This window comes from Haloferax sp. Atlit-6N (assembly GCF_003383195.1).
Classification (GTDB): Archaea; Halobacteriota; Halobacteria; order Halobacteriales; family Haloferacaceae; genus Haloferax; species Haloferax gibbonsii.
Window position 1 is genome coordinate 121528 of record NZ_QEQJ01000004.1, and the last position, 13839, is coordinate 135366.

General features: G+C 70.6%; 8 protein-coding genes. 4 read left to right on the plus strand and 4 right to left on the minus strand.

Annotated elements, in window-relative coordinates:
- Positions 1-25 precede the first annotated feature (25 nt).
- Positions 26-916 (minus strand): universal stress protein, encoded by an 891-nt coding sequence (locus tag DEQ92_RS14620; RefSeq protein WP_115821073.1) that lies wholly within the window; start codon positions 914-916, stop codon positions 26-28.
- A 181-nt stretch (positions 917-1097) separates the two neighbouring features.
- Between DEQ92_RS14620 and DEQ92_RS14625 the strand changes: the two genes are divergently transcribed.
- The 4 genes from DEQ92_RS14625 to DEQ92_RS14640 all read left to right on the plus strand — a co-directional run bounded on the left by DEQ92_RS14625 (position 1098) and on the right by DEQ92_RS14640 (position 10655).
- Complete coding sequence (locus tag DEQ92_RS14625) at positions 1098-1892, plus strand: winged helix-turn-helix domain-containing protein (protein WP_004976123.1); 795 nt, start codon at positions 1098-1100, stop codon at positions 1890-1892.
- Between the two features lie 201 nt (positions 1893-2093).
- The gene (locus tag DEQ92_RS14630) at positions 2094-7952 is read left to right on the plus strand and encodes a PKD domain-containing protein (RefSeq protein WP_115821074.1); all 5859 of its coding nucleotides are present in this window, start codon (positions 2094-2096) and stop codon (positions 7950-7952) included.
- Position 7953: 1 nt separating this feature from the next.
- Positions 7954-9159 (plus strand): hypothetical protein, encoded by a 1206-nt coding sequence (locus DEQ92_RS14635; protein WP_004976131.1) that lies wholly within the window; start codon positions 7954-7956, stop codon positions 9157-9159.
- A complete protein-coding gene (locus DEQ92_RS14640) occupies positions 9156-10655 on the plus strand; it encodes a PGF-pre-PGF domain-containing protein (protein ID WP_115805285.1) in 1500 nt (499 codons plus the stop codon). Before DEQ92_RS14635 ends, DEQ92_RS14640 begins: the two co-directional genes overlap by 4 nt.
- A gap of 61 nt (positions 10656-10716) precedes the next feature.
- Here the strand turns inward: DEQ92_RS14640 and DEQ92_RS14645 are convergent, their stop codons facing one another.
- The 3 genes from DEQ92_RS14645 to DEQ92_RS14655 all read right to left on the minus strand — a co-directional run bounded on the left by DEQ92_RS14645 (position 10717) and on the right by DEQ92_RS14655 (position 13814).
- Positions 10717-11217: a hypothetical protein gene (locus DEQ92_RS14645; protein WP_115821075.1), complete on the minus strand. Its 501-nt coding sequence runs from the start codon at positions 11215-11217 to the stop codon at positions 10717-10719.
- A gap of 46 nt (positions 11218-11263) precedes the next feature.
- Positions 11264-11461: a hypothetical protein gene (locus DEQ92_RS14650; RefSeq protein WP_004976138.1), complete on the minus strand. Its 198-nt coding sequence runs from the start codon at positions 11459-11461 to the stop codon at positions 11264-11266.
- A gap of 97 nt (positions 11462-11558) precedes the next feature.
- Positions 11559-13814 (minus strand): NADP-dependent malic enzyme, encoded by a 2256-nt coding sequence (locus tag DEQ92_RS14655; RefSeq protein ID WP_115805286.1) that lies wholly within the window; start codon positions 13812-13814, stop codon positions 11559-11561.
- Positions 13815-13839 lie beyond the last annotated feature (25 nt).

The window sequence follows — 13839 nt, forward strand, 5'->3', positions numbered from 1 at the left end:
GCGGGCCGACACCCGACGCCCCGACCTACTCGTCTCGCGGCTCTCTGACCGTCACCACCGGCACCGGCGAGGTTCGGACCAGTTTCTCTGCGACGCTCCCGAGCATGTAGCGGTCGAAGCCCGTGTGGCCGTGGGTTCCCATCACCACGAGGTCCACGTCGTGTTCGTCGATGTACGCGAGGATGCCGTGGTGAATCGACACGTCGCGGCCGACGGACTCCCTGACCGTCTCGACGCCCGCGGCGGCCGCCACGTCGCCCGCCTGTTCGACCGCGTCGCTCGCCCGCTCTTCGAGTTCGTCGATGAGGAGCGGCCCGCGGATGTCCGCGCCGAAGGCGGCGACGTTGACGACCGAGACCGCGTGGAGCGCGGCGTCGGTCGCCGCCGCCAACTCGCTGCCGAACGCGACCGCCGCGGTCGCGCAGGCGCTCCCGTCGGTGGGCGTCAGCACGTCTGCGTAGGGGTACGCGAGGTCGGTCGCCGCGTCCGGTCGGACGGTGAGCACGGGCACGTCGGACCGTCGGACGACGCGCTCGGTGGTGCTCCCGAGGAGCAGGCGGCTCAGCCCCGTCCGCCCGTGGGTCGGCATGACGACGAGGTCGACGTCCTGTTCGGCGGCGTACTCGGTGATGACCCGATACGGCTCGCCGCGCTCGATGCTCGTCACGACCGCCGCGTCGGACTGGGACGCCCGGGCCGCGGCGTCGCTCACGAATCGCTCGCCGTCGGTTCGGCGGCGCTCGCCCGCCGCTCCGTCGCCTTCGTCGCGCAGGTTCGGGCGTCGCTCGGGCTCCGGCGGGGCGACGTGCAGCAGGTGGAGGGTCGCGTCGTGGGCGGCGGCGATGTCGATGACGTGGTCGAGGACGGCGTCCGCGCCGTCGCTCCCGTCCGTCGGAAAGAGGAGTCGGTCGAACATAGTTCGATGTTCTCAACGAGCCCACATAACCGCTGAGGTGCGTTCGCTCGCGGTGGGAACGAGGCGGGGGGTTCGCGACTGACGCGGTGGCGGCGATTCCGCGGCACACAGCCTCGTTCGCGTGTGGTTTCGCACCCACGCAGAGGGGAACCACTATTACGGCGGTGTCGTATCGTCTACCATGGACGGGGTCGTGGACGAACTTCGGAGTCTCATCACCTCACCGAACCGGTTAGCGGCGCTCCGGGCGCTCGACGAGGGACCGGCGACCGCGAGCGAGTTGCAGGCGACGCTCGACACGTCACGGTCGACAGCCTGGCGGGTGATGAAGTCGCTCACCGAGCGGGAGTGGGTTTCGAAAACGGGCGAACACTACGAGATTACGCCGCTCGGTGTGGTCGTGGTCGAACAGCTCCAGACCGCCGTCTCGACCGTCGAGGCGGCGACGACGTTCGCGGAGGCCGACCTCTTGCAGTGGCTCCCGCTGGACGACCCCGGCTTCCGTCTCGGCGCGCTCGCGTCGGCGACCGTCGTGACGCCGACGCCGAGCGACCCGCAGGCCCCGCTTCGGCTCGCGGTGTCGCACGTCGAGTCGGCCGACCGAATTCGCATCCTGACGCACGCCGCCTCGCCCGACGTGTTGGCGACGGTTCATCGCCGCCGGAACGACGACGTCGACGTCGAAGTCATCATGACCGACGGGGCCTACGAGGCGATGGCGCGAAGCGAGAAGACCGCGGGGCAGTTGGCCGACCTCTTCGACGCCCCCAACGTCTCTCTGTACCGCTACGAGCGCGTGCCGTACGTCCTCTCGATTCTCGACGCCGACCGCGTCGGCATGGGCGTCGTCGACGACCACGGCCGCCCGCGAGCGGTGTTGGACGCCGAGGCCGACGCCGTGGTCGACTGGGCCCACTCGACGTACACGCGGTATCGCACCGAATCGACGCCGGCCGAACGCGACGCGTTCCTCTGAGGCGACGGACTCGCCGCCGCGGTCGAACAGCCGACAGCGGCGCGACTCGGCGGCCTATGATTCGCGGTTCGAAACGTCGTTTCAGGCCCTGAAACACCGCTGTATGGCCAGTAACACAGAATTATAGCCTCGCCATGATGACACACGATATCGTTCCGGATTTCGTGGCTATCGCGGGTTTCGGAGAGACGAAGGTGGGGCATGACAACACGTTATCGACACCAGGTAGGGGCAGCATCGCTCACGATTATCGTCCTCGTCTCGCTGGCGAGTCCGTTCGTCGCGCTCTCGGGGGCGGCCGCCGGGCAGTCGCTCGCGGGGTCGGTCGACCGCGCGACGGGCGCGCCCGCCGCAAGCGACGTCGTCTTCGCCGCGACCGACGGAAGTGAACCGAGCTACGACGAACTCTCGGCGCAGGGGGCGTACAACCTCTCGGGCCTCCAATCGAACGCCACGTACGACGTGAGTTACCTCGCGGCCAACGGGTCGCAACCCGGCGCTCCCGGCGCGTTCCCCCGAGACGGGTCGCCCGACGTGTTCGCGCTTCAGCGGGCGTCACCCGGCGCGACCGCCGACCTCGGGAACGCGGCGCTTCCGGGTGCGCACGTGGTGAACCTCTCGGTCGTCAACGAGACCGGCGCGCCCGTCTCGGGGGCGGCCGTGGCCTTCCAGCACACGAACGCGAACGGCGCGACGGTGAACACCTCGCAGTTCGGAGAGTGGTTCCTCACCGAGGCCGACGGCGACGTCCACCTCTCGAACGGGACGGCCGGAATCGAACTCACGGGCAACGTGACCGTCGCCGTCGCCCCGCCGAGACAACTCAGCTACGACGGCGGACTCGAAGGCGAGCCCGTCTCGTCGTCGAGCGGCTACGTCCAGCGCGTCTACACGACACAGCTCGACGTGACGGGCGACGAGACGGTGACGGTGACGCTCGAATCGGCCGAACAGCCGGGCGCGACGATGACGGCGAACGAGACGGCCCCGGCGCTCGGCGAGCCTGTCAACGTCTCGCTGTCGAACATCACGGGCGAGACGCCCTCGTTCTACACGTGGACGGTCGACGGCTCTTACGCGGGGTACACGACGCATCCGAACGCGAGCCTCGTCCTCCCCGGGTTCTCCGCCCCCGGCCCGCACACCGTCGCCGTCACGGCGCGGAGCGGGAGCGAGCAGTTCCTCTTCGAGGAGTCGCTCACGCTCGACGCGGTGACGGCCGGAGACGGCACGCTCACCGCCGCACCGACGCCCGCCCGCGCCAATCTCGATACGGTTCGGTTCGCCCTCGTGAACGTCTCCGGCGTCGGCGACGGCGACTTCTACACGTGGACGTTCGGCGACGGCGACCGCGCGTACACGAGACACCCCAACGCGACGGCGAATCACACCTACGCCGAGCCGGGCGCGTACAACGCGACCGTGCGGGTCCGCGACAACAGCACGGAGGCGCTCCTGGTCGAAGACACGCTCCGACTCGACGTGACGGCCGCCGGAAACGGCACGCTCGTCGCCACGCCCGACAGCCTCACCGAGGGCGAATCTGTCGCGTTCGCGGTTCGGAACGTCTCGCTTGCGGCCGGCCAGTCGGTCGGCGAGTACCGGTGGGACTTCGACGGCGACGGGACCGCCGACGCGACGACCGCGGCCAACGAGACCAGCCACGCCTACGCCGACCCCGGTACCTACGACGCCGCCGTGACCGTGACGAATGCGAACGGAACGCCGCTGTTCACGGCGTCTGCGGCGGTCGACGTCGCCGCCGAGGAGTTCGCCGCGCCGACCGACGGCTGGCCGCAGTTCGGCTACGACGACGCCAACACCGGCGCGAACGTCGCCGGCGTCGGCCCGGCGGGACCCGTCGAGGTCCGCTGGAACGAGACCACGTCCACGCTCTACTCGCGGCCGCCGACGTTCGCTGACGGGCGGGTGTTCGTCGCCAGCGGCTACGGAATCGTCGCCTACGACGCCGCGAACGGCTCGACGCTGTGGTCCGCCAGCGCCTACCCCGACGAGGTGACCGCGCCCCCGACCGTCGAGGGCGACTCGGTGTTCGTGAGCAGTCACAACGACGCCGCGAACAACGAGCGCGACACGCTCACCGTGTTCGACGCGGCCGACGGCTCCGAACGCTGGTCGGTGTCGGTGCCGGCCGACAGCGACGGTCTGTTCACCGACGGCGAGTGGCTCTCCGCGCCCACGGTGACGAGCGACGCGGTCTACGTCGTCTCGGAGGCCGAAGACGCGCTCTACGCCATCGACCGGGGGTCGCACTCGCTCCGCTGGCGGAAGAACCTGACCGAACTCGAAACGACCGGTGACGCGCAGGCCGTGCCCGCGGTGGCGAACGGCACCGTCTACGTGACGCAGGGGTGGGACGGCTCGCGTTTCACCGGCTTCGGCTCGCACCTCTACGCCTTCGACGCCGACACGGGCACCGAGCGGTGGAACCGGAGCCTCTCGAACCACCGCGGCGCGGCACCCACCGTCTCGGACAGCGTCCTCTACGTCTCGACGTACGGCTCGCTCGTCGCCTTCGACGCCGACACGGGCGCGCAACTGTGGTCCGTGGCCGCCGGCGAGACCGAGAGCCGCTCGTCGCCCGCCGTCGCCGACGGCATCGTCGTCGACACCCGCGGCGGCTTCTACGACGACGAGAAGGGCGTCGTCGCGGTCGCCACGAACGGCTCGCGCGCGTGGAGCTACGACACCGACAGCGCCGTCCTCGGCGCGCCGGCCGTCCTCGGCGACACGGTCTACGTCGCCGAGTTCGACGGCACCGTCCACGCGCTCGACCTGCAGACGGGCGCGCCGGTGTGGAACGACTCGCTTGACGCCCCCGGCTTCGACACCACCGTCGCGAGCGCGGTCGTCGGCGGCGACGGCTGGCTCTACGTCCAGACCGGGTCGTCGTCGGACATCAACCGCTCGCTCGTCGCACTCGGCGACGTGGAACCGCTCGCGTCGGTCTCGGGGTCGCTCTCGGCGACGCCCGCGGACCCGCGGCGTACCGTCGAGAACGTCACCTTCGAGACGACCGTCTCGGGCGACGCCGACAGCGTCGAGACCTACCGCTGGTCGTTCGGCGACGGCGCGACCGCCGAGACGACGGCGCGGAACGTCTCGCACGCGTACGACCGGACCGGAACGTACACGGCCCGCGTCTCCGGCTTCGACAGCTACGACCGCAAACTCTACACCGCGACGACGGCCGTGACCGTCCGCGACATCGGCTCTGCGGACCTCCGCGTCGCCCCGACGCCGGCCGACGTGAACGTGACGAACGTCTCCTTCGCCGTCACCAACCGCTCGCTCCCGGCGTCCGTGACGGACGTTCGCTACGGTTGGTCGTTCGGTGACGGCGAGACCGTCTTCACGAGCGCGAACCGGACGAACCACACCTACGCGGCGCTCGGGGACGCGTCCGTCTCGGTCGAGGTGCTGGACGGGACGACCGAACAGACGCTGGTGACGCTTTCGACGACCGTTCCGGTGGTCGACCGCGTGCCGCCAACGGTCTCGGCGAGCGCGCCGTCGCCAGTCAGGACCGGCGGGAACTTCAGCGTCGCCGCGAGCGCGACCGACAACCACCGCGTCGCGAACTACACCTTCGAGACCGACGAGGGGCAGTCGGTGACGACGGCCGCGAACCGGACGAACCTCTCGTTGGCGACGGCGGGCGCACACACCGTCACCGTCACCGCGACCGACGCGTCCGGGAACAGCAACGCGACGACGCTCGTCGTGAACGCCTCGGCCGCGCCCGACCTCGAACCGCGCATCTCGGTCGAACCCGCCCAGACGCTCGGCAATGACCGCGTGACCGCGAACGTCACCGTCGTCAACGACGGCACCGCCGAGGCGACCGACGTCGACGTGCGACTGGTCGCGCGGTCCCGCGTCGGCTACTACGACGACGCCTCGACGACGTACACCCGCGCCGTCGGCACCGTCGCCGCCGGCGCGAACGAGACGGTGACGGTCGACCTCACCGACTGGCTCCGCGGCAACCTGAGTTCGGCGTATCCGGACGTGGAACTCGTCGCCGTCTCGGACCCCGACGGCGCGGTCGCCGAGGGCGACGAGACCGACAATCGAACCACGGCGACGACCGAGGTCAGCTACGCCGACCTCCGACTCACCGTCAACGCCCCGTGGCGGGTCATCCCGACCGAGGCCGCCGAGACGCGTGTCTACGTCAGGAACTACGGGAACGCCCCGAGCGACGCCCGCACCGCCGAGCTCGACTTCGGCGACGGGTCGTCGAACGAGACGCTCGCCGTGCCGGCGCTCGACCCACGCGAGACGGCCGTCTTCACGCGGAATCACACGTTCGCGACCGGGCGGCACACGCTCGTCGCCTCCGTCGCGGACCCCGACGCCCCGCGCGGCAACGCCGACCGCGACGTGACGACGAGCCAGCCGTACGAACTCCGCGGACGGCTGTCCGCCGCCGACCCGGTGCAGGTCGGCCGGAACGTCACCGTCTACGGCCGCGGCTACAGCAACTACGAGAGCAACGTGACCGCGAACCTGTCGCTCCCGGCGGGCCTCGAATTCGCGCCCGGCGAGACCGCGACCAAGTACGACACCGACGACCGAACGTACTTCGAGTGGACCGTGGTCGCCACCGCGAACCGCGACGCGACCTACGACCTCGAACTGAACCTCAGCGCCCGCGGTGAGAACGAGACGGCGACCGAACGCCTCCCCGTCGAGCGCCCGAAGACCCGCGTGGTCGACACGGCGGCGGTGAACTTCACCGGCACGGGGAGCGACTCCGCGACGCTCACCCTCCGCAACGAGACGACCTACGAACACGGGGTGACCATCTCCACGCACCTCGGGACCGACGGGCGGACGCTCGCCGGGCTCGACTACCTCGTGGAGTACCCCCACGCCTGCGTCGAGCAGACGACCTCGCCGATGCTCGGGGCGCTGTACACCGGCCAGTACTACCGGCGCAACCCCGCACCCGGCGGATACGACACCGGCCAAATCAACGCCAGCGTGGACGCGGGCGTCGCCCGTCTGACGACCGGACAGGACGCGCAACACGAGAACGGTTCGTGGAGCATGTACGGCAACGACCCCGACGGCGACGTGTTCTACACGGCCTACGCGCTGTTCGGCACGAGCGCGGTCGGAAACGACCCCGTGCAGAGCGCTCGCGCGCCGGTCCGCGCCGACCTCGACCGGATAGACGCTAACGCGACCGTCGCGTGGCTCGCGGACGAACAGGCCGCCGACGGCCGCATCCGCAACGACAAGTTCTACTTCGACGATGACGCCGCCATGACCGGGTTCACCCTCGTCGCCCTCGACCAGGCCGGCCCGTACAACGCGACCGCCGCAGCGACCGCAGACCAACTCCGGGGCGACGCCGCGAGCTACCTCGTGACCGCCCAGCGCGCCGACGGCGCGTGGGGCGACGGTTCCACCCCGAACACGATGTCCACCGCGCTCGCCGTCTGGGGCCTCGAAGCCTCGGGCGTCGAGACGGCTCCCGTCCGGACGGCCATCGACGACGGCCGGGCGTGGCTGCTCGACAACCAAGCCGACAGCGGGGCGTGGTCGCAACGTCGCTCCGCCTCGTGGAGCGACGTCGGCACCACCTCCGAGACGACCGCGTACGCGCTCATGGCGCTCAACGCGACCGGACTGGAGAACACGAACGCCTCCGTGCAGGCCGGCCAGACCTACCTCGTCACCGTCTACGACGACCGCGGGTCGTGGGGCTACACCCGCGCGACCGCCCTCGCAATCAACACGCTGTTGACGCTCGGACAGGGCGGCTCGAACCCGACCCACGACGTGACCGTCACCTTCGGCACGGAGTCGACCCCGGCGCTCGTGACGAAGACCATCGACGTGGACTCGACCGACGCGCTCGACTCGGTCGAACTCACCGAGAGCGAACTCCAGACGCTCCGGGACAACGCCGACGGGCCGATAACCGTGCAGGTCGATACGACCGGGACGGGCGTGCTCGTCGTCGGTCTCGAAAACGACCAACTCGTCGCCCGCGACGAGTACGCCGCGAACGAGGGAGGTGCCTGAGATGTCCGTCGCACGCGCCGTGACGGGACTCCTGCTCGTCGCGGTCGTCGTCGCCGGCGTCTCCGCGCCCACCGCGGCCGCGGCCGGCTACGGCGTCTCAATCGACGCGCCGGCCGACTTCCACGTCGGCGACAACCGACTCGAAGTGACCGTCGACAACACGGCGAGCGGCACGGACCTGTTCAGCCCCATCGTCGAGGTCCCCCTCGAAGCCGGGCTGTCGGCCCCGGCGGACCCGAATCCAGTGGTGAAATCGACCGACGGAACCCGGACGTGGGCCGTCCAGAACAGCACGATTACGAGCGGGGACTCGCTGTTCGTCTACGGCCGGAACGTCCCGGCGGGCGAGTCGCGGACCTACGTCTTCACCGTCACCGTCGAGTCGGCGGGCGAGCGCACCGTTCGGGCTGACGTGCGCCCCCTGTACAACGAGTCGAACAACGTCCGCGCGCAGACGACCGCGACCGCTGTCGCCACCGGCGCGCTCTCCGTGGACGTGCTCGACGAGGCGGGCGACCCGGCGTCGGGCGCGACCGTCACCGTCGACGGCACCGACCGCGCGGGGGCCACCGTCCGCGACGACGTGACCGCGGGCGACCACACCGTCTCCGTCAGCGTCGGCGGCGCGACCTACCCGGCGCTGAACGTCTCGGTCGTCGCCGGCGGCGAGACCAACGTGACCTACCGCCACGGCTCGCTGGACGACCCCGCGGTCGTCGTCGCCACCGACGCACAGTCGGCCGTCGCGAACGGCAGCGCCGAGAGCGCCGTCACCGAGGCCGGCAACGCCACCGCCCGCGCGCGGTTCGAAGTCGCGTTCCTCGCGGACGTGCCCGACGGCCGGGCGGTCGTCGGCGTCGCCGACCCCGCTGCCTTCCCGTCGGGCTACCACGACGTGACGGCCACCGTGGACGGCCAGCAGGTCGCGCCCGGCCGCAATGGTGGAACCACGACCGTCGCCCTCGACTCGCCCGGCCTGCTCGACGTGGCCATCGAGTTCGTCGGCTTCCCGGTCGGCGACGCGACCCGCGACGGGACCGTCGACGACGGCGACGCCGCGGATATCGCGGCCGCGGTCGCCGCGGTCGACGACGGCGACCCCTACGGCGACGTGGACGGCGACGGCGAGGTGACGGCGGTCGATGCGATGCTCGTCGCCCAGTACGACGCCGGCAACCGCACCGCCGACTACGGAGGTGCGCGATGAGCCGTCTCGCGTTCGCGCGGCGCGTCGTCGTCGCGGCGGTCGTCTGCGCGGTCGTCCTCGCGGGCGTCGCACCGTTCGCTGCGGTCTCCGCGGCCGGCGCGGCATCTTCGGCGACCGTCTCCGTCGCGGGCGTCGATTCGGTCGGCTTGGAGGAGACGGCGACGGCGACCCTGCGGGCCGCGGACGTTCCCGCCGGCGCGGGCGTCGGCGCGTTCGCAGTCAACGTCACCTACGACCCCTCGGTCGTCTCGGTGCGCGTCGCCGACAGCGACTTCGCGGTCGAGACGGCCGCGCCCGAATCGGGCGTCCTCAGAATCGTCGGCTACACCGACGCCCGGTCCGGCCCGACCGGCGACGTCGCGCTCGCGGCGCTCGACGTGACGGGCGAGTCGGCCGGCGACGCGACGCTCGGCGTCGAGGTCGACACCCTCGCCGACGCGGACGGGTCGGCGATTACGCGCACGACGGCCGACGCGTCCGTCGAGGTGACCGGCGGCTCCGACGGCGGCGAGACCGACGGCGGCGACACGACGGACAGCCCGGACGACCCGGGCGGCGAGAGCGACGACGACACCGGCGGCTCGTCGGGCGGTTCCAACTCCGGCGGCGCGCGGACGTCGGTTCGCACGTCGGCCAGTAACGGCGGCCTCGCGGTCGACATCCGAAACGCGAAGCCCGGCGCGCCGGTCGAGGTCGACCTCTCCGGCGTCGAGCGCGGCGGCGTCCGGGTCGACGGCCTCTCGCTTACGCTCGGCGCGAAGTCGGACGCGAAACTCACGGTGCGGGCGCTCGATTCCGTGCCGGACGGGACGCCGGCGCTCGACGGGGGGCCGCTTTCGTACCTCGACGTGGCCCACGACGTGGACGACAGCGCCATCTCCGGCGTGAACTTCACCGTCTCCGTCTCGAAGGCGACGCTGACGGACCGCGACCTCGACCCGGCCGACCTCCGGCTCTACCGCTACAGCGACGGCGAGTGGCGGGCGCTCTCGACGGGCGTCGCCGGCGAGACCGACGACGAGGTTCGATTCACCGCCGTCTCGCCCGGCCTCTCGGTGTTCGCGCTCGCCCCCGCGCCCGCCGGGGCGGCCTTCGCGGTGACGACGGGGCCCCTGCCGTCCTCGGTGGTGGTCGGCGACTCGGTCACCGTGACCGCGACGGTCGAAAACACCGGCCAGACCCGCGGCGAGACGACAGTCGACCTGACGGTCGACGGCGCGGTCAGCGAGTCGCGAACGCTCGACCTCGCCCCCGGCGAGACGCGGTCCGTCGAGTTCGTGGTCACAGCCGACGCCGTCGGGCGCTACGACGTCGCGGTGGACGGCGTCTCGGCCGGAACGCTCCGGGTCGACGCCGAGTCGACGCCGACGCCGACCGCGACGACCGAGTCGGAACCGGCGACGACCGGGACCAGTACCCCCGGCTTCGGTGCGGTGACCGCAGCGCTCGCGGCGGCGTTGGCGGCGCTCGTCGCACTCGCTCGGCGACGGACGTAGGTGCGGGGCGTCGCGAGCAGCGACTCGCAGGCGCGCGGTCTCGTCGACCCGCGTTCTCGGTTTACGCTCGTTCGAGAGTCTGCAATACCCGGAGCGATAGCTCGTCCGCGCTGATGTCGCCGCGGTCGTAGGCGTCGAACCACGCGGACTCGGCGCGCCAGCGGGCGACGACCGCGCCCGAGTCGGCGGCGGCCGCGACGATGGTCGCTTCGAGCCGCGACGCGGTCCACCCCGCGGCGACCTCCCTGAAGAACCCGCCGGCGACGGTCCCGATTTCGTTGCTGAGGCGGTCCGTGCTGCGCGCGTCGCTCTCGTAAGTGAGCGAGACGACAGACGCCCGTTCGTCGGCGGTCAGTTCCGCGAGCGCCACCGACTCCGAGTCGAGGAACCGTCCGAACGAGGCGAGATGGGACTCGTAGGGGTCAGGGGACGACGTCGCCGTCGGCGACTCCGGCTCCGCTCGCGTCGTCGGCGAATCGGGCGTCGTCGGCGGCGACGGCGACGCGCTACAGCCGGCGAAAAGCGAGGCGAACGACCCGAGAACGAGGCGACGTGATGGCACGCGCGAACGTTCGAACGACGTCGATATAGCTGTTCTCCGCCCGCCGTCAGCGTCGGAGCAGCCAGACGGCCAGTCCGATGACCTCCCGAAGCGTCACGCCCGCCGCGAACACGTACACCGTCTGCAACGGCAGTTCGAGGAAATCGATGGCCGCCACCGCGAGCGACATCACGATGGCCATCCCGACCCACCCGAGTGCGAACCGGCGCTCCGACGCCGACGTGTGTGTACCCAACTCGACCATACACCCTGACTCGGCTGAACGTATTTAATTTCTCGTGCTGACACGACGGAGTGGCCGCCGCGGCCGGCCGAGGTGGCTCGACGCCGCTCGGAGCGCGTTACTCCTCTTGGGCGTCCACCACGGCGACACCGGCCAAGTTGACGATATCTTTCACTTCGTCGCCGCGCTGGAGGACGTGGACCGGCTTGTCCATGCCGACGAGCATCGGGCCGATAGCTTCCGCGCCGCCGAGACGCTGGAGCAGTTTGTAGCCGATGTTGCCCGCTTCGAGGTTCGGGAACACGAGGACGTTCGCGGGGTCGTCGAGCTCCGCGAAGTCGTAGGTATCGGTCAGCATCTCCTCGACGAGGGCGGTGTCGGCCTGCATCTCGCCGTCGACCGGGAAGTCAACGGCGGGGTCGGCGTGCAGTTGTTCGACCGCGTCGCGGGGCTTGCGCGTCCCCTCGTTGGTGACGCTCCCGAAGTCGGAGTACGAGAGCAGGGCCGCGCGGGGGTCGACGTTGAACCGCCGGGCGAGTTCGGCGGTGTGTTTCGTCACCTCGGCGAGCACGTTCTCGTCGGGGTCGAGGTTGACCGTCGCGTCGGCGCAGAAGATGACGCGGTTCCGGAACGTCAGCATGTAGACGCCGGCGGCGTAGTCGGCGTCGTCGGCCGTGCCGATAATCTGCAGCGGCGGGCGGAGCGCCGAGGGGTAGTGATGCGTGAGACCGGTCAGCATCGCGTCCGCGTCGTCCATGGCGACCATCACGCTGGCGAAGTAGTTCGAATCGCTCCGCACGAGTTCGGCAGCCTCCGTCCGGGTGAGGCCCTTGCGCTGGCGGCGCTCGTAGAGGTGGTCCACGTAGTGGTTCCACTCGCCGCTTTCGGGGTCGGCGATGGTCGGGTCGAAATCGAGACCGAGGTCCTCGGCGGTGCGGAGAATCTCCTTCGTCCGGCCGACGAGGATGGGTTCGGCGATGCCCTCTTCGACCAACTGACTCGCGGCGCGAATCATCTTCTCGTCTTCGCCCTCGGCGAGAACGACCCGCTTGGGGTTCGTCGCCGCCTTGTTGAGGACGACGCGCATCATCTCGCGGGACTTCCCGAGGCGGGCCTCCAACTCCTCGCGGTAGTCGTCGAGGTCGCGCTCGCGGCGGGCCGCGCCGCTCTCCATGGCCGCCTCGGCGACGGCGGGCGTCACCTCGTAGAGGACGCGCTGGTCGAGCGGCTTGGGGATGAGGTAGTCGGGGCCGAACTGCAGCGGGCCGTCGCCGTAAGCTTTGACGACCGCGTCGGGCACGTCCTGTCGGGCGAGGTTCGCCAGCGCCTCGGCGGCCGCGCGCTTCATCTCCTCGTTGATTTCGGTCGCGCGCACGTCGAGCGCGCCGCGGAAGATGAACGGGAACCCGAGGACGTTGTTCACCTGATTCGGGTAGTCGGAGCGCCCGGTCGCCATGATGACCGTGTCGTCGCGGGCGTCCTTCGCGTCCTCGTAGGCGATTTCGGGGTCCGGGTTGGCCATCGCGAAGATGATTGGGTTGTCGGCCATCGACCGCACCATCTCCTGGCTGACGATGCCGCCGACCGAGAGGCCGACGAGCACGTCAGCGCCCTCGATTGCGTCTTCGAGGTCGCCGTCGTCGACGCCGCGGGCGAACGGTTCGGCGTACTCGTCGAGTTCGCCGGCCTCGGCCCGCGACTCCGAGAGAACGCCGTCGATGTCGCACAGCGTGATGTTCTCGTGTGGGATGCCCAGCGAGACGTAGAACCGCGCCGTCGCGGTCGCGGCCGCGCCCGCCCCCGAGAAGGTGACGTTCAGCGACGACAGCTCCTTGTCCGCGATGTCGGCGGCGTTGAGTAGCGCCGCACCGGAGATGATGGCCGTGCCGTGCTGGTCGTCGTGGAACACGGGGATGTCCATCCGGTCGCGCAGGGACTCCTCGATTTCGAAGCACTCGGGCGCGCGGATGTCCTCCAAGTTGATGCCGCCGAACGTCGGCTCCATCGCGGCGACTGACTCCACGAACGCCTGGGGGTCGTCGTGGTCGAACTCGACGTCGAACACGTCGATGTCGGCGAAGCGCTTGAACAGCACGCCCTTGCCCTCCATCACCGGTTTCGACGCCTGCGCCCCGATGTCGCCGAGGCCGAGCACCGCGGAGCCGTTCGAGACGACGCCGACGAGGTTGCCCTTCGCCGTGTACTCGTAGGCCGCCGTCTCGTCGTCGGCGATGTCGAGACACGGCGCGGCCACGCCCGGCGAGTACGCCAGGCTCAGGTCGCGCTGCGTGTTCGTCGGCTTCGTCGTCGCTATCTCCACTTTTCCCGCGGGCGGCCGTCGATGGTAGTCCCGGGCGTCGTCTTCGAGCGTCATTGCTCGTGATGGGAACGCTGAGGTA

Coding starts and splice junctions, on each gene's coding strand:
- DEQ92_RS14635 (WP_004976131.1), top strand. CDS start 7,954: ATGTCCGTCGCACGCGCCGTGACGGGACTCCTGCTCGTCGCGGTCGTC.
- DEQ92_RS14625 (WP_004976123.1), top strand. CDS start 1,098: ATGGACGGGGTCGTGGACGAACTTCGGAGTCTCATCACCTCACCGAAC.
- DEQ92_RS14640 (WP_115805285.1), top strand. CDS start 9,156: ATGAGCCGTCTCGCGTTCGCGCGGCGCGTCGTCGTCGCGGCGGTCGTC.
- DEQ92_RS14620 (WP_115821073.1), bottom strand. CDS start 916: ATGTTCGACCGACTCCTCTTTCCGACGGACGGGAGCGACGGCGCGGAC.
- DEQ92_RS14650 (WP_004976138.1), bottom strand. CDS start 11,461: ATGGTCGAGTTGGGTACACACACGTCGGCGTCGGAGCGCCGGTTCGCA.
- DEQ92_RS14655 (WP_115805286.1), bottom strand. CDS start 13,814: ATGACGCTCGAAGACGACGCCCGGGACTACCATCGACGGCCGCCCGCG.
- DEQ92_RS14630 (WP_115821074.1), top strand. CDS start 2,094: ATGACAACACGTTATCGACACCAGGTAGGGGCAGCATCGCTCACGATT.